The 21,028-nt window shown below is 70.0% G+C and carries 18 protein-coding genes; 9 read left to right on the top strand and 9 right to left on the bottom strand.

Features of this window, described 5'->3' with window-relative positions; genetic code table 11:
* Window positions 1–58 precede the first annotated feature (58 nt).
* The 5 genes from Q392_RS00735 to glgB all read right to left on the bottom strand — a co-directional run bounded on the left by Q392_RS00735 (window position 59) and on the right by glgB (window position 9,852).
* The gene (locus tag Q392_RS00735) at window positions 59–2,515 is read right to left on the bottom strand and encodes a glycogen/starch/alpha-glucan phosphorylase (RefSeq protein WP_038200342.1); all 2,457 of its coding nucleotides are present in this window, start codon (window positions 2,513–2,515) and stop codon (window positions 59–61) included.
* A gap of 39 nt (window positions 2,516–2,554) precedes the next feature.
* Window positions 2,555–4,012 (bottom strand): glycogen synthase GlgA, encoded by a 1,458-nt coding sequence (gene glgA, locus Q392_RS00730; RefSeq protein WP_038200341.1) that lies wholly within the window; start codon window positions 4,010–4,012, stop codon window positions 2,555–2,557.
* Window positions 4,012–5,346 (bottom strand): glucose-1-phosphate adenylyltransferase, encoded by a 1,335-nt coding sequence (gene glgC, locus Q392_RS00725; protein WP_051952601.1) that lies wholly within the window; start codon window positions 5,344–5,346, stop codon window positions 4,012–4,014. The genes glgA and glgC overlap by 1 nt, the downstream gene beginning before the upstream one ends.
* A gap of 45 nt (window positions 5,347–5,391) precedes the next feature.
* A complete protein-coding gene (gene glgX, locus Q392_RS00720) occupies window positions 5,392–7,473 on the bottom strand; it encodes a glycogen debranching protein GlgX (RefSeq protein ID WP_051952599.1) in 2,082 nt (693 codons plus the stop codon).
* A 216-nt stretch (window positions 7,474–7,689) separates the two neighbouring features.
* Window positions 7,690–9,852 (bottom strand): 1,4-alpha-glucan branching protein GlgB, encoded by a 2,163-nt coding sequence (gene glgB / locus Q392_RS00715; RefSeq protein WP_038200339.1) that lies wholly within the window; start codon window positions 9,850–9,852, stop codon window positions 7,690–7,692.
* A 150-nt stretch (window positions 9,853–10,002) separates the two neighbouring features.
* On the opposite strand from glgB, the gene Q392_RS00710 reads away from it, so the two are divergent.
* Window positions 10,003–11,283 (top strand): MFS transporter, encoded by a 1,281-nt coding sequence (locus Q392_RS00710; RefSeq protein WP_038200338.1) that lies wholly within the window; start codon window positions 10,003–10,005, stop codon window positions 11,281–11,283.
* A gap of 27 nt (window positions 11,284–11,310) precedes the next feature.
* Here Q392_RS00710 and lipA read toward each other — a convergent pair whose 3' ends face one another.
* From lipA to Q392_RS00690, 4 genes are read right to left on the bottom strand one after another with little or no spacing between them, the layout of a single operon-like run.
* Window positions 11,311–12,291 carry a lipoyl synthase gene (lipA, locus tag Q392_RS00705; protein WP_038200337.1) on the bottom strand — a complete coding sequence of 327 codons (981 nt, stop codon included), beginning with the start codon at window positions 12,289–12,291 and terminating at the stop codon, window positions 11,311–11,313.
* An 8-nt stretch (window positions 12,292–12,299) separates the two neighbouring features.
* Entirely contained in the window at window positions 12,300–12,956 is a 657-nt protein-coding gene (gene lipB / locus Q392_RS00700) for a lipoyl(octanoyl) transferase LipB (RefSeq protein WP_038200507.1), read from the bottom strand.
* A 53-nt stretch (window positions 12,957–13,009) separates the two neighbouring features.
* Window positions 13,010–13,294, bottom strand: coding sequence for a YbeD family protein (locus Q392_RS00695; protein WP_038200336.1), 285 nt, complete (start codon window positions 13,292–13,294; stop codon window positions 13,010–13,012).
* Between the two features lie 18 nt (window positions 13,295–13,312).
* Window positions 13,313–14,194 (bottom strand): D-amino acid aminotransferase, encoded by an 882-nt coding sequence (locus Q392_RS00690; RefSeq protein WP_038200335.1) that lies wholly within the window; start codon window positions 14,192–14,194, stop codon window positions 13,313–13,315.
* Window positions 14,195–14,349: 155 nt separating this feature from the next.
* Between Q392_RS00690 and Q392_RS00685 the strand changes: the two genes are divergently transcribed.
* The 8 genes from Q392_RS00685 to atpD are packed head-to-tail and all read left to right on the top strand — an operon-like array spanning window position 14,350 to window position 21,028.
* Window positions 14,350–14,823, top strand: coding sequence for an ATP synthase subunit I (locus Q392_RS00685; protein WP_038200334.1), 474 nt, complete (start codon window positions 14,350–14,352; stop codon window positions 14,821–14,823).
* A gap of 26 nt (window positions 14,824–14,849) precedes the next feature.
* On the top strand, window positions 14,850–15,728 hold the full coding sequence (atpB, locus tag Q392_RS00680) for a F0F1 ATP synthase subunit A (protein WP_038200333.1): 879 nt from the start codon (window positions 14,850–14,852) through the stop codon (window positions 15,726–15,728).
* 56 nt (window positions 15,729–15,784) lie between these two features.
* Window positions 15,785–16,039, top strand: coding sequence for a F0F1 ATP synthase subunit C (atpE, locus tag Q392_RS00675; protein ID WP_038200332.1), 255 nt, complete (start codon window positions 15,785–15,787; stop codon window positions 16,037–16,039).
* Between the two features lie 37 nt (window positions 16,040–16,076).
* Window positions 16,077–16,547 (top strand): F0F1 ATP synthase subunit B, encoded by a 471-nt coding sequence (locus tag Q392_RS00670; RefSeq protein ID WP_038200331.1) that lies wholly within the window; start codon window positions 16,077–16,079, stop codon window positions 16,545–16,547.
* Window positions 16,548–16,559: 12 nt separating this feature from the next.
* Window positions 16,560–17,090, top strand: coding sequence for a F0F1 ATP synthase subunit delta (locus Q392_RS00665; RefSeq protein WP_038200329.1), 531 nt, complete (start codon window positions 16,560–16,562; stop codon window positions 17,088–17,090).
* 41 nt (window positions 17,091–17,131) lie between these two features.
* Window positions 17,132–18,685 (top strand): F0F1 ATP synthase subunit alpha, encoded by a 1,554-nt coding sequence (atpA, locus tag Q392_RS00660; protein ID WP_038200327.1) that lies wholly within the window; start codon window positions 17,132–17,134, stop codon window positions 18,683–18,685.
* A gap of 35 nt (window positions 18,686–18,720) precedes the next feature.
* Complete coding sequence (gene atpG, locus Q392_RS00655) at window positions 18,721–19,596, top strand: F0F1 ATP synthase subunit gamma (protein ID WP_038200325.1); 876 nt, start codon at window positions 18,721–18,723, stop codon at window positions 19,594–19,596.
* A 25-nt stretch (window positions 19,597–19,621) separates the two neighbouring features.
* Window positions 19,622–21,028: a F0F1 ATP synthase subunit beta gene (gene atpD, locus Q392_RS00650; RefSeq protein WP_038200324.1), complete on the top strand. Its 1,407-nt coding sequence runs from the start codon at window positions 19,622–19,624 to the stop codon at window positions 21,026–21,028.

Raw genomic sequence — 21,028 nt, 5'->3', positions numbered from 1 at the left:
TCCCGCGGATGTTCCAGCATGGCCTGCTTCGCGGCCTTCTGTTCCGGTGGGCCGCTACCTACAGACTCACCGGCCTGGTGTGCCAGATCTCGTGCGCGTACTCGGCGATGGTGCGGTCCGACGAGAACACGCCCATGCCGGCCACGTTGAGGATGGCCTTGCGCGTCCAGGCGTCCGGGTCCAGGTACAGCGCATCGACTTCGGCCTGCTTGGCGACGTAGCTGGCGTAGTCGGCCAGCAGCAGGTAGTGGTCGCCCCAGTTCACCAGGGTGTCGAAGATGGCCTGGTAGCGGCCCGGCTCGCCGGGCGAGAACGCGCCTGACTGGATCGCGTCGAGCGCGCGGCGCAGCTCGGCGTCGTTCTCGTAGTACGTGCGCGGCTGGTAGCCGGCCGCGCGGATGTCCTCCACCTGCGGCGCCGTGTGGCCGAAGATGAAGATGTTCTCGTCGCCGACGTTCTCCTTCATCTCGACGTTGGCGCCGTCCAGCGTGCCGATGGTCAGCGCGCCGTTGAGCGCGAACTTCATGTTGCCGGTGCCCGAGGCCTCGGTGCCGGCGGTGGAGATCTGCTCCGACAGGTCGGCCGCCGGCATGATCACCTCCGCCAGGCTCACCGAGTAGTTGGGCAGGAACACCACCTTGAGCAGCTTGCCCACGCGCTCGTCGGCGTTGACGACGGCCGCCACGTCGTTGATGAGGCGGATCACCTGCTTGGCCATGACGTAGGCCGAGGCCGCCTTGCCCGCGAAGACGACCACGCGCGGCACGTGGCGGCCCTGCGGGTCGTCCAGGATGCGGTGGTAGCGCGTGACGACGTGCAGTACGTTCAGCAGCTGCCGCTTGTACTCGTGGATGCGCTTGACCTGCACGTCGAACATGGCGTCGGTGTCCACCACCAGGCCCATGTGCTGCTCGATCCAGTTGGCCAGGCGCAGCTTGTTCTCGCGCTTGGCATGGCGGAAGGCGCGCACGAAGGCCGGCTGCGAGGCCATGGGCCCGAGCGCCGCGAGCTGCGACAGGTCGCGCCGCCAGCCGCGGCCGATGCGCGCGTCCAGCAGCGCGGCCAGCGGCGGGTTGGCCTGCGCCAGCCAGCGGCGCGGCGTCACGCCGTTGGTCTTGTTGTTGAAGCGCTCGGGGAAGAGCTTCGCGAAGTCCGCGAAGATGGACTGCTTCATCAGCTCCGAGTGCAGCGCCGACACGCCGTTGACCGAGTGGCTGGCCAGCACCGCCACGTAGGCCATGCGCACGCGGCGCTCGCCGGTCTCGTCGACCAGCGAGAGGCGGCGCATCAGCTCGTGGTCGTGGCCCACCTTGTCCGCCACCTCGGCGAGGAAGCGCGAGTTGATGTCGAAGATGATCTGCAGGTGGCGCGGCAGCACGCGGCCGAGCATCTCCACCGGCCAGGTCTCCAGCGCCTCGTGCATCAGCGTGTGGTTGGTGTAGCTGAAGACCTTCTGCGTCTGCGCCCAGGCCTCGTCCCAGGGCACGCCGTACTCGTCCAGCAGCAGGCGCATCAGCTCGGGCACCGCCAGCACCGGGTGCGTGTCGTTCAGGTGGATGCTGACCTTCTCGTGCAGTTGGCCGAAGCCCTCGTGGTTGCGCAGGTAGCGGCGCACCAGGTCCTGCACGCTGGCGCTGCAGAAGAAGTACTCCTGGTGCAGCCGCAGCTCCTTGCCCGAGGCGGTGGAGTCGTCCGGGTAGAGCACGCGCGAGACGTTCTCCGAGTGGTTCTTGCTCTCCACCGCCTCGAAGTAGTTGCCGCGGTTGAAGGCCGAGAGGTCGATCTCCTCGGTGGCGCGGGCCGACCACAGGCGCAGCGTGTTGGTGGCCTGCGTGCCGTAGCCGGGGATGATGGTGTCGTAGGCCATGGCCAGCACGTCGTGCGTGCCCACCCAGCGCGCCGCACCGCCGGGCGAGTGGCCCTCCACGTGGCCGCCGAAGCGCACGCGGTACTGCACCTCGGGCCGCTGGAACTCCCACGGGTTGCCGCGGGTGAGCCAGTAGTCGGGCGTCTCCACCTGCTGGCCGCCGATGATCTGCTGGCGGAACATGCCGTACTCGTAGCGGATGCCGTAGCCCATGCCCGGCACGCCCAGCGTCGCCATCGAGTCGAGGAAACAGGCCGCCAGCCGGCCCAGGCCGCCGTTGCCCAGGGCGGCGTCGGGCTCGCGCTCGGCCAGGGCCGCCATGTCGATGTCGAAGTCGGCCAGCGCGGCCTTCACCGTGTCGTACAGGTCCACCGCCAGCAGCGCGTTGGTGAAGGTGCGGCCGATCAGGAACTCGGCCGAGAGGTAGTACACGCGCTTGGTGTCCTGCGCGTAGTTGGCGCGGGTGGTGGCCATCCAGCGCTCGACCAGCTGGTCGCGCACGGCCAGGGCGGTGGCGTGCAGCCAGTCGTCCTGGCTGGCGGCCACCGGGTCCTTGCCGACGGCGTACATGAGCTTGTTGGCCAGCGCGCGCTTGAAGGCGGCGACGTCGCGGTCGGGGTGGTCGTATTCGAAGGCGGCAGGGGTCATGGTGCGGGGGTGTCTTGCAGGGTTCGGTGGGGCGCGGCGTCAGCGTGCCGCGGCGTGGCGGTAGACCTCGATGTAGCGCTGCGCGGGCTCGGCCCAGCCGGCCGGCCGGCGCATGCCGGTGGCGCGCACGCGGCGCCAGTCGGCGGGCCGCGCGAACAGCGCGAAGGCCCGGCGCAGCGCGCGGCCGAAGTCGCGGGCGGTGAAGCCGTCGAAGACGAAGCCGTTGGCCGTGCCTTCGGCCAAGTCTTCCAGCGTGCAGTCGGTCACGGTGTCAGCCAACCCCCCGACCCGGTGCACCAGCGGCAGCGCACCATAGCGCAGCCCGTACATCTGCGTGAGGCCGCAGGGCTCGAACATCGACGGCACCAGGGTCACGTCGCCGCCGGCGAACAGGCGGTGGGCCAGCGCCTCGTCATAGCCGAGGCTGGCCGCGACGCGCCGCGGCGCGGCGGCGGCGCGCTGGCGGAACGCCTCTTCCAGCGCGGCGTCGCCCGAGCCCAGCAGGGCCAGCTGCCCGCCGCGGGCGAGCAGTTCGTCCAGCCCGTCGAGCACCAGGTGCAGGCCCTTCTGCTCGGTCAGGCGGCTGACCAGCACGAACAGCGGCGCGTCGGCGCGCACCTCCAGGCCCAGCGCGTGCTGCAGGGACGCCTTGCACAGCGCCTTGCCCGCCATGCGGCGGCCTTCGGGCATGCGGTAGCGGTGCGGCAGCAGCGTGTCGGTGGCGGGGTCCCACACGCGGTCGTCCACGCCGTTGAGGATGCCGTCGAGCACGCCGGCGCGCCCGCGCAGCAGGCCGTCCAGCCCCTGGCCCTGCGCGGGGGTCTGGATCTCCCGCGCGTAGCTGGGGCTGACGGTGGTGATCCGGTCGGCGAAGTACAGGCCGGCCTTCATGAAGGAGACGTCGCCGTGGAACTCCAGCCCGTTGACCTGGAAGGCGCTGGAGGGCAGCCCCAGCCCGGCGAAGACGTCGGGGCCGAAGCGGCCCTGGTAGGCCAGGTTGTGGACGGTGAACACGCTGCGCGCGGGCTGGCCGGGCAGGTAGGCCAGGTAGGCCGGCGCCAGGCCGGCGTGCCAGTCGTGCGCGTGCACCAGCTCGGGCGCCCAGTGGGGGTCGGCGCCCCGCGCCAGTTGCGCGGCGGCCCAGCCCAGCAGGGCGAAGCGGCGGTGGCTGTCGGCGTAGGGCCGGTGCTCGGCGTCCTCGTAGGGGTTGCCGGGCCGGTCGTACAGGGCCGGCGCGTCCAGCACGTAGGCCGGCAATTGCCCCAGGGCGGGGATGCGGCCGTGCAGCAGCCGCGCCGCCTCGCCCCACGGCGCGCGCAGCCCGGCCACGGGCACCAGGCCGGCCACGCCCGCCAGGATGGCCGGGAAGCCCGGCAGCAGCACCCGCACGTCCTCGCCGGCGGCGGCCAGCGCGGCCGGCAGGGCGCCGGCCACGTCCGCCAGGCCGCCGGTCTTGAGCAGCGGGAAGATCTCGGCGCTGACCTGGAGCACCCGCATCAGCGGCCCAGGTCCTGCAGCACGGAGGCGTCGCCCTCGTCGGGCGCGGGCGCCGCGCCGCCGGCCGCCGCCAGTCGGCGCAGCATCTCGCGCGTGATCAGCACCACGCCGCCCTCGGTGCGCTCGAAGCGGGCAGCATCGGCCGCCGGGTCCTCGCCCACCACCATGCCCGGCGGGATCTCGCAGGCGCGGTCGATCACCACCTTCGACAGGCGCGCGCCGCGGCCGATCGTCACGTCGGGCAGGATCACCGCCTGCTCGATGCGGCAGAAGGAATGCACCCGCACGCCCGAGAACAGCACCGAGTCGCGCACCACCGAGCCCGAGACGATGCACCCGCCCGAGACGATGATGTTCACCGCCTGGCCGGGCTCGCCGCGCCGGTCGTGCACGAACTTCGCCGGGGGCAGCTGGCGCTGGTAGGTCCATATCGGCCATTCGGGGTCGTAGATGTCCAGCTCCGGGGTCACCGAGGCCAGGTCGAGGTTGGCCGACCAGAACGCATCAATCGTGCCCACGTCGCGCCAGTAGGACGCGGCGCCGGGCGTGCGGGTGACGCAGGACAGGCCGAAGGGGTGCGCCAGCGCCCGCCCCTCGGCCACCGCGCGCGGGATGATGTCCTTGCCGAAGTCGTGGCTGGAGGCGGGGTTGGCGTGGTCTTCCTCCAGCAGCCGGTACAGGTAGTCGGCGTCGAAGACGTAGATGCCCATGCTGGCCAGCGCCGCGTCGGGCCGGCCGGGCATGGGCGGCGGGTCGGCGGGCTTCTCGACGAAGGCGCGGATGCGGCGGTCTTCGTCCACCGCCATCACGCCGAAGGCGCGCGCCTCCAGCCGCGGCACCTCGATGCAGCCGACCGTACAGCCGCCGCCGTTGGCGACGTGGTCGCGCAGCATCAGCGAGTAGTCCATCTTGTAGACGTGGTCGCCCGCCAGCACCACCACGTAGTCGTTGCGTAGCGCGCGCGAGCGGATGATGTCGGCGTTCTGGAACACCGCGTCGGCGGTGCCGCGGTACCAGTGCTCCTCGCTCAGGCGCTGCTGCGCGGGCAGCACCTCGACCATCTCGCCCAGCTCGGCGCGCAGGAAGTTCCAGCCGCTTTGCAGGTGGCGCATCAGCGAGTGCGACTTGTACTGCGTGACCACCGCGATGCGCCGGATGCCCGAGTTGATGCAGTTGGACAGCGCGAAGTCGATGATGCGGAACTTGCCGCCGAAGTAGACGGCCGGCTTGGCGCGGCGGTCGGTCAACTGCTTCAGGCGCGAGCCGCGGCCGCCGGCCAGCACCAGCGCGACGCTGCGGCGCACCAGCTGGTGGGTTTCGAGAGATTGGTTCATCCGGGTCTCCTCAGTCGTGTGGTGCGTCCTGCTGCGGCAGGCCCGTCAGTCTGGCACGGGCCGGGTGGTCTGGCAGCACAGCCACAGGCAGGCGGCCGATACGTTCTCGCGCGCCTGCAGCCTGCGCGGCGCGGGCGGGTCGTCGCCGGGGTCGCTGGCCAGGTGCAGGTCCCACGTGCCGGCGGGCGCGGCGAAGGCCTGCGGCTGCCCGGCCGCGTTGACCCACAGCAGCCAGCGCGGCGCCGCCGGGTCGGCGGGCTCGAACAGCACGGCCAGCGCCTGCTGCCGGCCGTCCTCCCAGTCGGCCGGCTGCAGGGGCGTGCCGTCGGGCTGCAGCCAGTGCATGCCGCCCTGGCCGGCGCCGGGGCGGGGCGGCCACCACTGCGTGTGGCGCAGGGGTTCGGCCCGGCGGCGCAGGGCGGCCAGCCGCGCCACGTAGGCGGCCAGCGCCGTGTCGGCACGGGCCCAGTCCAGCCAACTGGTCTCGTTGTCCTGGCAGTAGGCGTTGTTGTTGCCGCCCTGGCTATGGCCCAGTTCGTCGCCGGCCAGCAGCATGGGCGTGCCCTGCGACAGCAGCAGCGTGGCCAGCAGGGTGCGCGTTGTCGCGCGGCGGCGCGCCAGCACGGCCGGGTCGTCGGTGTCGCCTTCCACGCCCTGGTTGTGGCTGAGGTTGCGGTCGTGGCCGTCGCGCCCGTCTTCGCCGTTGGCCTCGTTGTGGCGCCGGTCGTAGCTCACCAGGTCGCGCAGGGTGAAGCCGTCGTGCGCAGCGATGAAGTTGACGCTGGCGGTGGGCGCGCGGCCCGCGTGGTGGAACTCGCCGCTGGAGCCCAGCAGCCGGTGCGCGAACGCGCCGCGCCCCGCCGCGCCGTCCAGGCCCTGGCGCAGCCAGAAGCCGCGCTGCGCGTCACGGTAGCGGTCGTTCCACTCCAGCCAGCCGGGCGGGAAGGCGCCGAGCTGGTAGCCGCCGGGGCCGACGTCCCAGGGCTCGGCGATCAGCAGCGCCTGCGAGAGCAGCGGGTCCTGCGCGCAGGCGGCGAAGAAAGGGGCGCGGCGATCGAAGGCGCCATCCGCGCCGCGCCCCAGCACCGGCGCCAGGTCGAAGCGGAAGCCGTCCACGCCCAGCTCGGCCATCCAGTGGCGCAGGCTGTCGGTGGCGAGCTGCACCACGCGCGGCTCGGAGAAGTCGAGGCAGTTGCCGCAGCCCGTCCAGTTCTCGTAGAGGAAGGGATCGTCCGCGCGCAGCCGGTAGTAGCGCTGGTTGTCGATGCCCCGCAGCGAGAGCGTGGGGCCGAGCTCGTCCGTTTCGGCGCTGTGGTTGTAGACCACGTCGATCACCAGCTCCATGCCGCGTGCGTGCACCGCGTCGGCGAGCTGGCGGAACTCCGACGACGGCGAGGTGCCCGGCCGGCCGCTCCAGTAGCGCGCCTCGGGGGCGAACCAGCCGATCGGGCTGTAGCCCCAGTAGTTGGACAGGCCCAGCTTCAGCAGCCGCTCCTCGTCGGCGCGGTGCTGCACCGGCATCAGGCTCAGCGTGGTGATGCCCAGGCGCTGCAGGTGGTCCAGCACCGCCGGCTCGGCCAGGCCGGCGTAGCTGCCGCGCAGCGCCTCGGGCACGGCGGGGTGCAGCATGGTCTGGCCGCGCACGTGCAGCTCGCAGATCACCCGCTCGCCCGGCGCGATGCGCGGCCGGCGAGGCGGCGGCCCGGGCAGCGGCGCGGTGACACGGGCCTTGAGGGCGATGGCACCGTTGTCGCGCGTGTCGCGCACCTCGGGCTGGCCCGGCACGTGGCCCAGGAAGATGTCCTCGCCGCCGTAGCGGCCGACGACCTCGCGCGCGTACGGGTCGAGCAGCAGCTTGGCCGGGTTGAAGCGCAGCCCCTGGCGCGGCGCCCAGGGGCCATGCACGCGCCAGCCGTAGACCAGCCCCGCACCGGCGCCCGGCAGCAGGCCGTGCCAGACGCCGTCGGTGCAGGCGGGCAGCGCCAGGCGCTGCTGCTCGCGCGTGCCGGTGGCGCCGTCGAACAGGCACAGTTCCACGCGCTGCGCCGCCGGCGCCGCCAGCGCGAAGTTGATGCCCTCGGGCAGCACGGTGGCGCCGAGCGGGTAGGGGCGGCCGGGGGTCAGCATGAAGGGCGATGAAGGCAGTGGTGGTGCACGCACGCAGGCCGGGCAGCAGAAACCGTGCCGCTGCGCTTCACGTCAACACCATTCGGCTCGCCGCTCAGAAGGCCGCGGAGCAGGCCATGCGGGAACATCCGCGGAACCGGCTCTGCCGGGCCGCTGGATGTGCCCCCTTGAGGGGGTTGGCGGAGCGGAACGAAGTCCGCGAAGACTGGGGGTGATTCATGTCAGCACGAAGTACACGCTCGCCAGCGGCGGCACCGTGATGTCGATGGACTGCGGCCGCCCGTGCCAGGGCAGCGATTCGGTGTGAACGACGCCGTTGCCCACGCCGCTGCCGCCGTAGACCTCGCCGTCGGTGTTGATGACCTCGCGCCAGGCGCCCGGCGCCGGCACCCCGAGGCGGTAGCCGCGCCGCACCTCCGGCGTGAAGTTGCACACCGCGACCACGCAGGTGCCGTCCTTCGCGCGGCGCACGAAGGCGAACACGGACTGCTGCTCGTCGTCGTGCACGATCCACTCGAAGCCCTGCGGCTCGCAGTCCAGCTCGTGCAGCGCCGGGAAGTGGCGCAACACGTTGTTCAGGTCGCGCACCAGCCGCTGCACGCCCTGGTGCGTCGGGTACTCCAGCAGGTGCCAGTCCAGGCCGTGGTCGTGGTTCCACTCGGCGCGCTGGGCGAACTCGCCACCCATGAAGAGCAGCTTCTTGCCCGAGTAGGCCCACAGGTAGCCGTACAGGTTGCGCAGCCCGGCGAACTTCTGCCAGTCGTCGCCCGGCATCTTGCCGATCAGCGAGCCCTTGCCGTGCACCACCTCGTCGTGCGAGAGCGGCAGCACGAAGTTCTCGCTGTGCGCGTACATCAGGCCGAAGGTGATCTTGCGGTGCTCGTGCCGGCGGTACAGCGGGTCGGTGCGCGCATAGGCCAGCGTGTCGTTCATCCAGCCCATGTTCCACTTGAAGTGGAAGCCCAGGCCGCCGTCCTCGGGCGGGCGGGTGACGGCTGGGAAGCTGGTCGACTCCTCGGCGATGGTGGTGGCGCCGGGCCGCTCGGTGCCCACCACGCGGTTGGTGCGGCGCAGGAAGTCGATCGCCTCCAGGTTCTCGCGGCCGCCGTGCTCGTTGGCCACCCACTCGCCGGGCGGGCGGCTGTAGTCGCGGTACAGCATGGAGGCCACCGCGTCCACGCGCAGGCCGTCCACGCCGTAGCGCTCCAGCCAGAACAGGGCGTTGCCCACCAGGTAGTTGCGCACCTCGGTGCGGCGCCAGTTGAAGATCAGCGTGTTCCAGTCGTTGTGGAAGCCCTCGCGCGGGTCGGCGTACTCGTACAGCGGCGTGCCGTCGAAGCGGGCCAGCCCGTGCGGATCGGTCGGGAAGTGCGCCGGCACCCAGTCGAGGATCACGCCCAGGCCGGCCTCGTGCGCCGCCTGCACGAAGTGGCGGAAGTCCTCCGGCGCGCCGAAGCGGGCCGTCGGCGTGTACAGCCCCACCGGCTGGTAGCCCCAGGAGCCGTCGAAGGGATGCTCGCTCACCGGCATCAGCTCCAGGTGGGTGAAGCCCATGTCGCGCGCGTAGGGCACCAGCGTCTCGGCCAGGTCGCGGTAGCTCAGCCACTCGTGGCCGTTCTTGCGCCGCCACGAGCCCAGGTGCACTTCGTAGATGCTGATCGGTGCATCGCGCCGGTTGGCTGCCGCGCGCGCCGGCGGCAGCGTGGCGGGCGGTGGCAGTTGTCGCACCACGCTGGCCGTGTCCGGCCGCAGGCGCGAGCCGAAGGCGTAGGGGTCGGCCTTGTGCAGCAGGTGGCCGTCGGCGCCGAGGATCTCGAACTGGTAGGCGTCGCCGGCCGCCATGTGGGGCACGAACATCTCCCACACGCCGCACTCGCGGCGCAGCCGCATCATGTGGCGGCGGCCGTCCCACTGGTTGAAGGGGCCGACCACCGAGACCCGGCGCGCGTTGGGCGCCCAGACGGCGAAGGCCACGCCCCGCGCGCCGCCCAGCTCGCACAGGTGCGCACCCAGCCGCTCCCAGGGGCGCAGGTGGGTGCCCTCGGCCAGCAGCCAGGCGTCCAGCTCGCCCAGCACGGGCGGGAAGCGGTAGGGGTCGTCCAGCAGCGCGGCGTGGTCCTCCCACTGCACGTGCAGGCGGTAGCCCATGCGCGCCGGCGCGGCCGGCACCAGGGCAGAGAACAGGTCGGAATCGCCCTGGCGCTGCAGCACCGCCAGCGGGTCGCCCGAGGCGGCATGCACCACGCCCACCTGGCGCGCGCCCGGCATCAGCACGCGCACGACCAGCCCCTCGGGTGTCTCGTGCGGGCCCAGCACCGCGAACGGATCGCCGTGCTCGGCGCGCATCAGGGCATGGACTTCGGCCTCTGGCAGGTGCATCGCTGGGGGAGGGGGCTGCGGCAGGTCCGGCACATCGTACGCCAGCCCGCAGGGTGCTCCGGCGAGGCGTCAGCGGGTGGTGATTCCTGCCGTGGGCGCTTCGGGCCCGCGAACCACGCGACGGCCTCCTGTTGGGTACCATGCCCCGCCATGGCGCCCACGTCCCCACCCGCCGGAGCCCCCCGCTGGTACTTCGGCTGGAACATCGTCGCGGCGGCGACGGTGCTCACCTTGCTCACGGTCGGCATGCGCATGGGCATCGGCCCATTCTTTCTTCCGATGGCGCAGGACCTGGGCTTCAGCCGCAGCCTGCTGTCGGCCATGATCGCCGTCGGCATGCTGGTCTACGGCCTGGGCCTGCCGCTGGCCGGCCACCTGGCGGCGGTGCGCGGCACGCGCTTCGTCCTGTTGCTGGGCACGGCGGTCACCGTCGCCTCCCTGGCGTGGACCGTGGTGACCCGCGGGGCCATCAGCTTCTTCCTCGCGTTCGGGGTCTGTGCCTCGCTGGGGCTGGCCTTCACCAGCCAGGTGGCGTTGACGCCGGTCCTCAGCCGGTGGTTCGTGCGCCGCCGCGGCACGGCGCTGTTCTTCCTGTCCACCGGGTCGATGGCGGGCATCGCCGTGCTGACGCCGGTGTTCGCGCATGCGATCGCCCATGTGGGCTGGCGCGCGACGATGCTGGGCTTCGCCGTCGTGTTCCTGGTGGTCGCGGTGCCCACCATCCTTCTCGTGATCCGCGACGAGGTGCCGCCGGGGGCCGACCGCCTGCCGGGACAGGAGGGCGCCGCGGCCTCGAAGGCCGGTCTCCAGCCGCTGGCCGGCGCCGGCAGCGCGGCCGAGGCGATACGCACGCCGGTCTTCTGGCAGATCTGCTTCGGCCTGTTCGCCTGCGGCTACAGCATGAACCTGCTCGGCACGCATGGCATGCCCATGCTCATGGACCACGGCTTCGATGGCCCGACCAGCGCCTCGGGCATCGGCCTCATCGGGGCGGTTGCGATCGTCGGCTCGCTGGTGCTGGGCCGCATCTCCGACGCGGTGCCGCGGCGCAATGTGCTCGCCGCCATCTACCTCGTGCGCGGCATCGGCTTCCTGTGCCTTGTTGCGGTCACCTCGCCGTGGGCGCTCTATGCGACCTCCGTCATCGGCGGTCTCGTGTGGGCCGGCAGCATTGCCGCCTCCTCGGCCATCCTGGCCGACGTCTACGGCGTGCGGCTGGTCGGCCTGCTCTACGGCCTGGCCTACGTCGCGCACCAGGTCGGCGGCATGATCAGTTCCTGGGCCGGCGGCTGGGCCTACGAGCACCTCGGCACCCACTGGCCGGCCTTCGGCTCCGCGGCGCTGTTCCTCGTCGCCGCGGCCGTGGTGTCGATGCGGTTGCCTGCCTACGGCGCCGGCAGCCCGCAGGCCAGGGTGGTGGCCGGGGCGTGAGGGCTGGCGGCGACAGGAGGCGCCAACTCAGCCGAGCACGTGGCCGGCCTGCTGGTCGGCGTGGTAGCTGGAGCGCACCATCGCACCCACCGCCGCGTGCGAGAAGCCCATCTCGTAGGCCTTCTCCTCGAACATCCTGAAGGTGTCCGGGTGCACGTATCGGCGCACCGGCAGGTGGCTGTTGCTAGGTGCCAGGTACTGGCCGATGGTCAGCATGTCGATGTCGTGCGCGCGCATGTCGCGCATCACGTCGAGGATCTCCTCGTCCGTCTCGCCCAGGCCGACCATCAGGCCGCTCTTGGTCGGCACCGCGGGGTGCAGCGCCTTGAACTTCTTCAGCAGGTTCAGGCTGAACTGGTAGTCGGAGCCCGGCCGCGCCTCCTTGTACAGGCGGGGGATGGTCTCCAGGTTGTGGTTCATCACGTCCGGCGGCGCGGCCTTCAGGATCTCCAGCGCGCGGTCGTCGCGGCCGCGGAAGTCGGGCACCAGGATCTCGATCTGCGTGGCGGGCGACAGCTCGCGCGTGCGCTGGATGCACTCGACGAAGTGGCCGCTGCCGCCGTCGCGCAGGTCGTCGCGGTCCACGCTGGTGATCACCACGTACTTCAGGCGCAGCTTGGCGATGGTCTTCGCCAGGTTGAGCGGCTCGTCCTTGTCCAGCGGGTCGGGCCGGCCGTGGCCGACGTCGCAGAAGGGGCAGCGGCGCGTGCACTTGTCGCCCATGATCATGAAGGTGGCCGTGCCCTTGCCGAAGCATTCGCCGATGTTGGGGCAGGAGGCTTCCTCGCAGACCGTGTGCAGGTTCGACTCGCGCAGGATCTGCTTGATCTCGTAGAAGCGCGTGGTCGGGCTGCCGGCCTTGACGCGGATCCACTCGGGCTTCTTCAGCACCTCGGCCTGCACCACCTTGACGGGGATGCGCGACAGCTTGGCGGCCGCCTTCTGCTTGGCCGATGCGTTGTAGTTTTCGGCGGACTGGGCCTCGCGGACGACTTCGGGGGTGCTCATGGGATCTTTCAGGGGGCCAGGAAGGCGACGAGCTTCCGGCCTAGGACCTGGGCGGCTTCGTCCCAGGCAACGGAGACGCCGATTGTAGAAAGGTCCACTGTCTTCAGCCCGGCATAGCCGCAAGGGTTGATCCGCGTGAAGGGTTCCAGGTCCATCGCCACGTTGAGCGACACCCCGTGGTAGGTGCAGTGCCGGCTGACCTTGATGCCCAGCGCGGCGATCTTGCCCAGGCCGCGGAAGGGGTCGCCGCCCGGTTGCGGGCCGGCCAGCGCGGCGTGGCTGAAAGGATCGTCCAGCCGCACGTAGATGCCCGGCGCGCCCGCCACGCGGTGCCCCGTCACGCCGAAGTGCGCCAGGGTGCGCAGCACCGCCTCTTCCAGCCGGTACACGTATTCCTTGACGTAGTAGCCGGCGCGGCGCAGGTCCACGAGCGGGTAGGCCACCACCTGGCCGGGGCCGTGGTACGTGACCTGTCCGCCGCGGTCGGTCTGCACCACGGGGATGTCGCCGGGCAGCAGGATGTGGTCCTGCCGGCCGGCCAGGCCCTGGGTGAAGACGGGGGGGTGCTCGCAGACCCACAGCCGGTCGGGCGCGTCGGCGGGGCGCTCCTGCGTGAACTGCCGCATGGCGGCGAAGGTGGCCTGGTAGTCGGCGCGGCCGAGCATGCGCAGCTCCGGCGCCCACGCCGGCGCGGCGGTCTCGGGCGCCGTGGCGGCGTTCACAGCACGACCTTCACCATCGGGTGCGAGGACAGGGCGCGGTACAGGTCGTCGAGCTGCTCGCGGCTGGTGGCCGTCACCGTGATGGTGACGCCCAGGTAGTTGCCGGCCTTGCTGTCGCGCAGCTCGACGGTGCTGGCGTCGAAGCCGGGATCGAACTGCCTGGCCACCTGCGTCACCGCGTGCACGAAGCCGTCGACGTTGGCGCCCATCACCTTGATGGGGAAGGGCGAGGGGTACTCGATCAGCGAGTCCTTGCGCGGGTCGTCGGTTTTCGTGGTCATGGCTTGCCTTTCAGAGGTTCATGCCGCCGCGGCCTGCTTGGCTTCCTGGTAGGCGGCGTACAAGCAGTCGTAGATGGGGCCGGGCACGCCCTTTCCAACCGGCTGCCCGTCCAGCCGCGTCACCGGCAGCACCTCCTTGGAGGCGGACGACAGCAGCAGCTCGTCCGCCTGCCGCACCTCCTCGCGCGTGATGTCGCGCAGCGCGAACGGGATGCCGCGCCGCGCGCACAGCCGCTCCAGCAGCCCGTAGCGGATGCCGCGCAGCACGCGGTGGTCGGCCTGCGGACCGCTCACGCGGCCGTCCTTCACCACCCACACGTTGCTCGACGAGGCCTCGCTGAGAAGATCGCCGCGGAACATGACGGTCTCGGCCGCGCCGGCCTCCACGCTGATCTGCCGCGCCAGCACCGCGCCCAGCAGGCTGGTGGCCTTGATGTGCGCCTTCTGCCAGCGGAAGTCCTCGGCGCTGACGCAGGCCACGCCGCGCGCACGCACCTCGGCCGGCACCGGCTTGAGCGGGTTGATCATGGCGAAGACCGTGGGCACCAGGCCGGTGGGCATCGCGTGGTCGCGCATCGCGACGCCGCGCGTCACCTGGAAGTACAGGCCCTGGGTGGCTGCGGGCGGCGCTTCGCGCACCAGCCGCTGCGCGATGGCGCGCCATCCGTCCAGGCCGTGCGGGTTCGGGATGCGCAGCTCGTCCAGCGATCGGGCCAGCCGCGCCATGTGTTCCTCGAAGCAGAACAGATGGCCGTCGTAGACGGGCACCACCTCGTAGACGCCGTCGCCGAAGATGAAGCCGCGGTCCAGCACGCTGACCCGTGCCTCCCGCAGCGGAAGGTAGTCGCCGTTCAGGTGGCAGGGCGTGGAGGGCAGGGCGTCCGGGAAGGCGGGGTGCATCGCGGGATTATCCGGAAGCCCCGACAAGTGGGCCGCCGCCCGGCGGCGAGGCCATGACGCCACATCTTTCGGCCGTGTCCTGCCGGGGATGGACGGGTTTTTACTTATAATGAGAGGCTTTGTAGAATTTCCGCGAGATTGGGGCGGCCATTCGAATGACAACCAACGCCCCGTCTTCCGAAGTCGACGCCGAAGCCTCCGACTTCAAGCCGCTGACCGCCGAGGAGGCGCAGCGCTTGCGCGAGCAACATCCCGAATTGTCATCCTGGTGGGTGATTGGCGCCCAGGTGGCGGCGGGCCTGCTCGTGGCGGTGGTGGCGTGGTTCTGGACGCACCGGCCGGTGGCGGCGGTGTCGGCGTTCTACGGAGCGATGGCGGTGGCCCTGCCGGCGGCGTTGTTCGCCCGGGCGATGCGGCGAGCGAAGGACGTCGCGTCACAGTCCGCTGCCATGATGGGATTCGTGATCTGGGAGCTGATCAAGATCGCGCTGACCGTGGCCCTGCTGGTCGCGGCGCGCTGGCTGATCGAGGGCGTCCACTGGCTGGCCCTGCTGGCTGGCATGGTGGTCGCGCTGAAGATGTACTGGGTGGCGCTTGCCGTGCGGCCCCGTTTGTTGAACCGGATTTGACCGTTTAAGAGAAGAGATCGAGAAAGATGGCCGCCGAAGGACACGCCCCGACCGCCAGCGAATACATCGTCCACCACTTGCAGCACTGGCAGGTGGACTGGAGTGGCCACCCGGTGGTGCAGAAGGCCATCGTCGACTTCAATGTCCTGAACCTGGACTCCATCCTCTATGCGCTGGTGCTCGGCGCGCTGGGCTGCTTCGTGATGTGGCTGGCCGCGCGCAAGGCCACCTCGGGCGTGCCGGGCCGCTTCCAGGCCGCGGTCGAGATCCTGGTCGAGATGGTCGACAACCAGGCCAAGGCCAACATCCACAACGCGCAGAGCCGCAAGTTCATCGCCCCGCTGGCGCTGACGGTGTTCGTGTGGGTCTTCCTGCTCAACGCGATGGACCTGCTGCCGGTGGACCTGCTGCCGGCCCTGTGGACCCAGCTGCACGCGGCGACGGGCGGCGACCCGCACCATGCCTACATGCGCGTCGTGCCCACGGCCGACCTGTCGACCACGCTGGGCCTGGCCGTCGCGGTGCTGTTCCTGCGCTTCTGGTACAGCCTGAAGGTCAAGGGCGCCGGCGGCTGGGGCCACGAGCTGGTGACCGCGCCCTTCGGCTCGCACCCCGTGCTGTGGCCGATCAACCTGCTGATGCAGTGCATCGAGTACATCGCCAACACCGTCTCGCACGGCATGCGGCTGTTCGGCAACATGTATGCGGGCGAGCTGGTGTTCATGCTGATCGCCCTGATGGGCGGCGCCATGGCGATGTCGCTCACGGGCGTGCTGTTGCCGGTGGGCCACGTGGTCGCCGGCTTCATCTGGGCCGTGTTCCACATCCTGGTGATCACGCTGCAGGCCTTCATCTTCATGATGCTGGCGCTCATCTACCTCGGCCAGTCGCACAGCGCGCACTGACCGTTCCGCTTTCCCTTCCCCTTTCCTCACTCTTGCCTTTCAACTAAGGAGTCATCATGGCAAACGTTCTCGGTCTCGTCGCTCTGGCTTGTGGTCTGATCGTCGGTCTCGGCGCGATCGGCGCGTCGATCGGCATCGCGCTGATGGGCGGCAAGTTCCTCGAGTCCTCGGCCCGTCAGCCCGAACTCATGAACGACCTGCAGACCAAGATGTTCATTCTGGCCGGCCTGATCGACGCCGCCTTCCTGATCGGCGTGGCCATCGCCCTGCTGTTCGCCTTCGCCAACCCCTTCGTCGTCGCCGGCGCCTGATCCTCTCCTGCCACACCGTCCTTAGAAAGGTGTTGCCGTGAGTATCAACGCGACCCTGTTCGTTCAGGCCGTCGTCTTCCTGCTGCTCGTGTGGTTCACGATGAAGTTCGTGTGGCCGCCGATCGCGAAGGCGCTGGATGAGCGAGCCCAAAAGATCGCCGCGGGTCTGGCGTCCGCCGAGAAGGCCAAGGCCGAACTCGCGTCCGCCAACCAGCGCGTCGAGCAGGAGCTGCAGGCTTCGCGCACCGAGACCAGCAATCGCCTGGCCGATGCCGAGCGCCGCGCGCAGCAGATCGTCGAGGAGGCCAAGTCCCGCGCGACGGACGAGGCCAACAAGATCGTGGCCGCCGCCCGCGAGGAAGCCGAGCAGCAGGCCGTGCGCGCCCGCGAGACGCTGCGCGAGCAGGTGGCTGCGCTGGCCGTCAAGGGCGCCGAGCAGATCCTGCGCAAGGAGGTCGATGCCAACGTGCATGCCGACCTGCTGGCCCGCCTGAAGACCGAGCTGTAAGAGGACGACGCGATGGCCGAACTCGCCACCATTGCCCGTCCGTACGCCGAGGCGCTGTTCAAGGCCAGTGCCGGCGACGCCGACGCGACGCTCGCCTGGCTCGAGCCGCTGGCCCAGGTGGCCGGCAGCGCGCAGCTGCAGGAGGCCGCGGCCAATCCCAGGCTGGGCGCCGAGCAGGTCTACGGACTGATCGCGGGCCTCGTGCCGCAAGGCCTGCCGCAGGCCGGGCAGAACTTCCTGCGCATGGTGCTGGAGAACGGCCGCCTGGCCGCGCTGCCCGAGGTGGCGACGCAGTTCCGCGCCCTGAAGAACGCCGCCAGCGGCGTGGCCGATGCCGCCATCTACAGCGCCTTCCCGATGGATGCCGCCGCGGTGGCCGAGGTGCAGGCCGTGCTGGAGAAGCGCTTCGGCCGCAAGCTGACCACCCACGTCGAGGTCGATCCCTCGCTCATCGGCGGCGTGCGCGCCGTGGTGGGCGACGAAGTGCTGGACACCTCCGTCAAGGCCCGGCTCGAACAAATGAAGGCGGCGCTCACCGCGTAAGGCGGCCGGGCCGTCACACCGATTGAAAGAAGGAAAGAGTCATGCAACTCAATCCCGCAGAGATTTCCGAACTGATCAAGAGCCGGATCGAGGGGCTGGGCGTCAGCGCCGACATCCGCAACGAGGGCACCGTCGTCTCGGTGACCGACGGCATCGTGCGCATCCACGGCCTGTCCGAAGCGATGCAGGGCGAAATGCTGGAGTTCCCGCCCACCCCGAGCGGCCAGCCGACCTACGGCCTGGCGCTGAACCTCGAGCGTGACTCGGTGGGCGCGGTGATCCTGGGCGAGTACGAGCACATCTCCGAAGGCGACACCGTCAAGTGCACGGGCCGAATCCTGGAAGTGCCGGTCGGCCCCGAGCTGATCGGCCGCGTGGTCAACGCCCTGGGCCAGCCGATCGACGGCAAGGGCCCGGTCAACGCCAAGCTGACGGACGTGATCGAGAAGGTCGCCCCCGGCGTGATCGCCCGCCAGTCGGTGGACCAGCCGATGCAGTCGGGCCTGAAGTCCATCGACTCGATGGTGCCGATCGGCCGCGGCCAGCGCGAACTGATCATCGGCGACCGCCAGACCGGCAAGACCGCCGTGGCGATCGACACGATCATCAACCAGAAGGGTCAGAACATGACCTGCGTCTACGTCGCGATCGGCCAGAAGGCTTCGTCGATCAAGAACGTGGTGCGCTCGCTGGAGCAGGCCGGCGCGATGGAATACACCATCGTGGTCGCCGCTTCGGCTTCCGAGTCGGCCGCGATGCAGTACGTGTCGGCCTACGCCGGCTGCACGATGGGCGAGTACTTCCGCGACCGCGGCCAGGACGCCCTGATCATCTATGACGACCTGTCCAAGCAGGCCGTCGCCTACCGTCAGGTTTCGCTGCTGCTGCGCCGCCCGCCGGGCCGCGAAGCCTACCCCGGCGACGTGTTCTACCTGCACAGCCGCCTGCTGGAGCGCGCCGCCCGCGTGAATGCCGACTACGTCGAAGCCTTCACCAAGGGCGAGGTCAAGGGCCAGACCGGTTCGCTGACGGCGCTGCCGATCATCGAGACGCAGGCCGGCGACGTGTCCGCCTTCGTGCCGACCAACGTGATCTCGATCACCGACGGCCAGATCTTCCTGGAAACCAACCTGTTCAACGCCGGCATCCGCCCCGCCATCAACGCCGGTATCTCGGTGTCGCGCGTGGGCTCGGCGGCGCAGACCAAGGTCATCAAGGGCCTGTCCGGCGGTATCCGTACCGACTTGGCGCAGTACCGCGAACTGGCTGCCTTCGCGCAGTTCGCCTCCGACCTGGACGAAGCGACCCGCAAGCAGCTCGACCGCGGCGCCCGCGTGACCGAACTGCTCAAGCAGCCGCAGTACAGCCCGCTGCCCATCTCGCTGATGGCCGCCTCGCTGTTCGCGGTGAACAAGGGCTTCATGGACGACCTGGACGTCAAGAAGGTGCTGCCCTTCGAGCACGGCCTGCACCAGTTCCTCAAGACCAGCCACGGCGCGCTGCTCGACAAGATCGAGCAGGCCAAGGCGCTGGACAAGGACGCCGAAGCCGACCTGACCGCCGCCATCACGGCGTTCAAGAAGTCCTTCGCCTGATGGCGCCCGGACGCAACGAGGCTTAAGGAGCATCGATGGCAGCCGGCAAGGAAATCCGCGGCAAGATCAAATCGGTGGAGAACACCAAGAAGATCACCAAGGCCATGGAAATGGTGGCCGCGTCGAAGATGCGCAAGGCGCAGGACCGCATGCGTGCGGCCCGTCCCTACAGCGAGAAGATCCGCGCGATCGCGGCCAACCTCGCGCAGGCCAATCCCGAGTACACCCACGCCTTCATGAAGACCAACGACGCCAAGTCCGCGGGCCTCATCGTGGTGACGACGGACAAGGGCCTGTGCGGCGGCATGAACACCAACCTGCTGCGCGCCGTGACGGCCAAGCTGCGCGAGCTGCAGCAGGCGGGCATGACGGCCGACACGGTGGCGATCGGCAACAAGGGCTTCGGCTTTCTCAACCGCATCGGCGCGCGCGTGGTCTCGCACGTCACGCAGCTGGGCGACACGCCGCACCTGGACAAGCTGATCGGCCCGGTGAAGGTGCTGTTCGACGCCTATGCCGAGGGCAAGATCAATGCGGTCTACCTGGGCTACACGCGCTTCGTGAACACGATGCGCCAGGAGTCGGTGGTCGAGCAGCTGCTGCCGCTGAAGGCCGAGTCGCTGCAGGACGAGAAGGGCCAGCACAGCTGGGACTACCTCTACGAGCCCGACGCGCAGACCGTCATCGACGAGCTGCTGGTGCGCTACGTGGAATCGCTGGTCTACCAGGCCGTGGCCGAGAACATGGCCTCCGAGCAGGCGGCCCGCATGGTGGCCATGAAGGCCGCCACCGACAACGCCGGCAACGTGATCAACGAGCTCAAGCTGGTCTACAACAAGACCCGCCAGGCCGGCATCACCACCGAGCTGTCCGAGATCGTGGCCGGTGCGGCTGCGGCCACCGGCAACTGACAAGACAAATTTACTGGAGCAGACAATGGCTCAAGCAGAAGGCAAGATCGTTCAATGTATCGGCGCCGTGGTCGACGTCGAATTCCCGCGCGACCAGATGCCCAAGGTGTATGACGCGCTGAAGTTCCAAGAGGGCGGCCTGACGCTCGAAGTGCAGCAGCAGCTCGGCGACGGCGTGGTGCGCACCATCGCGCTGGGCAGCTCGGACGGCCTGCGCCGCGGCATCACCGTGGTCAACACCGGCGCCCCCATCACCGTGCCGGTCGGCAAGGCCACGCTGGGCCGCATCATGGACGTGCTGGGCAACCCCATCGACGAGCGCGGCCCGGTCAGCCAGGAGCTGACGGCCTCGATCCACCGCAAGGCCCCCGCCTACGACGAGCTGTCGCCCTCCACCGAGCTGCTGGAAACCGGCATCAAGGTGATCGACCTGGTCTGCCCCTTCGCCAAGGGCGGCAAGGTGGGCCTGTTCGGCGGCGCCGGCGTCGGCAAGACCGTGAACATGATGGAGCTCATCAACAACATCGCCAAGGCGCACTCGGGCCTGTCGGTGTTCGCCGGCGTGGGTGAGCGCACCCGCGAGGGCAACGACTTCTATCACGAGATGTCGGATTCCGGCGTCGTGGTGCAGGACAACCTGGCCGACTCGAAGGTGGCCATGGTCTACGGCCAGATGAACGAGCCCCCGGGCAACCGCCTGCGTGTGGCGCTGACGGGCCTGACCATCGCCGAGTCCTTCCGCGACGAAGGCCGCGACGTGCTGTTCTTCGTGGACAACATCTACCGCTACACGCTGGCCGGCACCGAGGTGTCCGCGCTGCTGGGCCGCATGCCCTCCGCCGTGGGCTACCAGCCGACGCTGGCCGAGGAAATGGGCCGCCTGCAGGAGCGCATCACCTCCACCAAGGTCGGTTCGATCACCTCCATCCAGGCCGTGTACGTGCCTGCAGATGACCTGACCGACCCCTCGCCCGCCACGACCTTCGCCCACCTGGATTCCACCGTGGTGCTGAGCCGTGACATCGCCTCGCTGGGCATCTACCCCGCCGTGGACCCGCTCGATTCGACCAGCCGCCAGCTGGACCCGAACGTGGTCGGCGAGGAGCACTACAACGTGGCCCGCGCCGTGCAGGGCACGCTGCAGCGCTACAAGGAACTGCGCGACATCATCGCCATCCTGGGCATGGACGAACTGGCGCCGGAAGACAAGCTGGCCGTGGCCCGCGCCCGGAAGATCCAGCGCTTCCTGTCGCAGCCCTTCCACGTGGCCGAGGTGTTCACCGGCTCGCCCGGCAAGTACGTGCCGCTGGCCGAGACCATCCGCGGCTTCAAGATGATCACCAACGGCGAGTGCGACCACCTGCCGGAGCAGGCCTTCTACATGGTCGGCACCATCGACGAGGCGTTCGAGAAGGCCAAGAAGGTCGCCTGA

Origin of the sequence: Xenophilus azovorans DSM 13620 (genome assembly GCF_000745855.1) — a bacterium.
In the GTDB taxonomy this organism is placed as follows: Bacteria; Pseudomonadota; Gammaproteobacteria; order Burkholderiales; family Burkholderiaceae_C; genus Xenophilus; species Xenophilus azovorans.
Note: the sequence above shows the minus strand (reverse complement) of the source record. Positions and strands in the feature narration are given on the sequence as shown.

Bases quoted from the DNA above. Each gene is read 5' to 3' on its own strand.
- Q392_RS00735 (WP_038200342.1), bottom strand. From the start codon at position 2,515: ATGACCCCTGCCGCCTTCGAATACGACCACCCCGACCGCGACGTCGCC.
- glgA (WP_038200341.1), bottom strand. From the start codon at position 4,012: ATGCGGGTGCTCCAGGTCAGCGCCGAGATCTTCCCGCTGCTCAAGACC.
- glgC (WP_051952601.1), bottom strand. From the start codon at position 5,346: ATGAACCAATCTCTCGAAACCCACCAGCTGGTGCGCCGCAGCGTCGCG.
- glgX (WP_051952599.1), bottom strand. From the start codon at position 7,473: ATGCTGACCCCCGGCCGCCCCTACCCGCTCGGCGCCACCGTGCTGCCC.
- glgB (WP_038200339.1), bottom strand. From the start codon at position 9,852: ATGCACCTGCCAGAGGCCGAAGTCCATGCCCTGATGCGCGCCGAGCAC.
- Q392_RS00710 (WP_038200338.1), top strand. From the start codon at position 10,003: ATGGCGCCCACGTCCCCACCCGCCGGAGCCCCCCGCTGGTACTTCGGC.
- lipA (WP_038200337.1), bottom strand. From the start codon at position 12,291: ATGAGCACCCCCGAAGTCGTCCGCGAGGCCCAGTCCGCCGAAAACTAC.
- lipB (WP_038200507.1), bottom strand. From the start codon at position 12,956: ATGCTCGGCCGCGCCGACTACCAGGCCACCTTCGCCGCCATGCGGCAG.
- Q392_RS00695 (WP_038200336.1), bottom strand. From the start codon at position 13,294: ATGACCACGAAAACCGACGACCCGCGCAAGGACTCGCTGATCGAGTAC.
- Q392_RS00690 (WP_038200335.1), bottom strand. From the start codon at position 14,194: ATGCACCCCGCCTTCCCGGACGCCCTGCCCTCCACGCCCTGCCACCTG.
- Q392_RS00685 (WP_038200334.1), top strand. From the start codon at position 14,350: ATGACAACCAACGCCCCGTCTTCCGAAGTCGACGCCGAAGCCTCCGAC.
- atpB (WP_038200333.1), top strand. From the start codon at position 14,850: ATGGCCGCCGAAGGACACGCCCCGACCGCCAGCGAATACATCGTCCAC.
- atpE (WP_038200332.1), top strand. From the start codon at position 15,785: ATGGCAAACGTTCTCGGTCTCGTCGCTCTGGCTTGTGGTCTGATCGTC.
- Q392_RS00665 (WP_038200329.1), top strand. From the start codon at position 16,560: ATGGCCGAACTCGCCACCATTGCCCGTCCGTACGCCGAGGCGCTGTTC.
- atpA (WP_038200327.1), top strand. From the start codon at position 17,132: ATGCAACTCAATCCCGCAGAGATTTCCGAACTGATCAAGAGCCGGATC.
- atpG (WP_038200325.1), top strand. From the start codon at position 18,721: ATGGCAGCCGGCAAGGAAATCCGCGGCAAGATCAAATCGGTGGAGAAC.
- atpD (WP_038200324.1), top strand. From the start codon at position 19,622: ATGGCTCAAGCAGAAGGCAAGATCGTTCAATGTATCGGCGCCGTGGTC.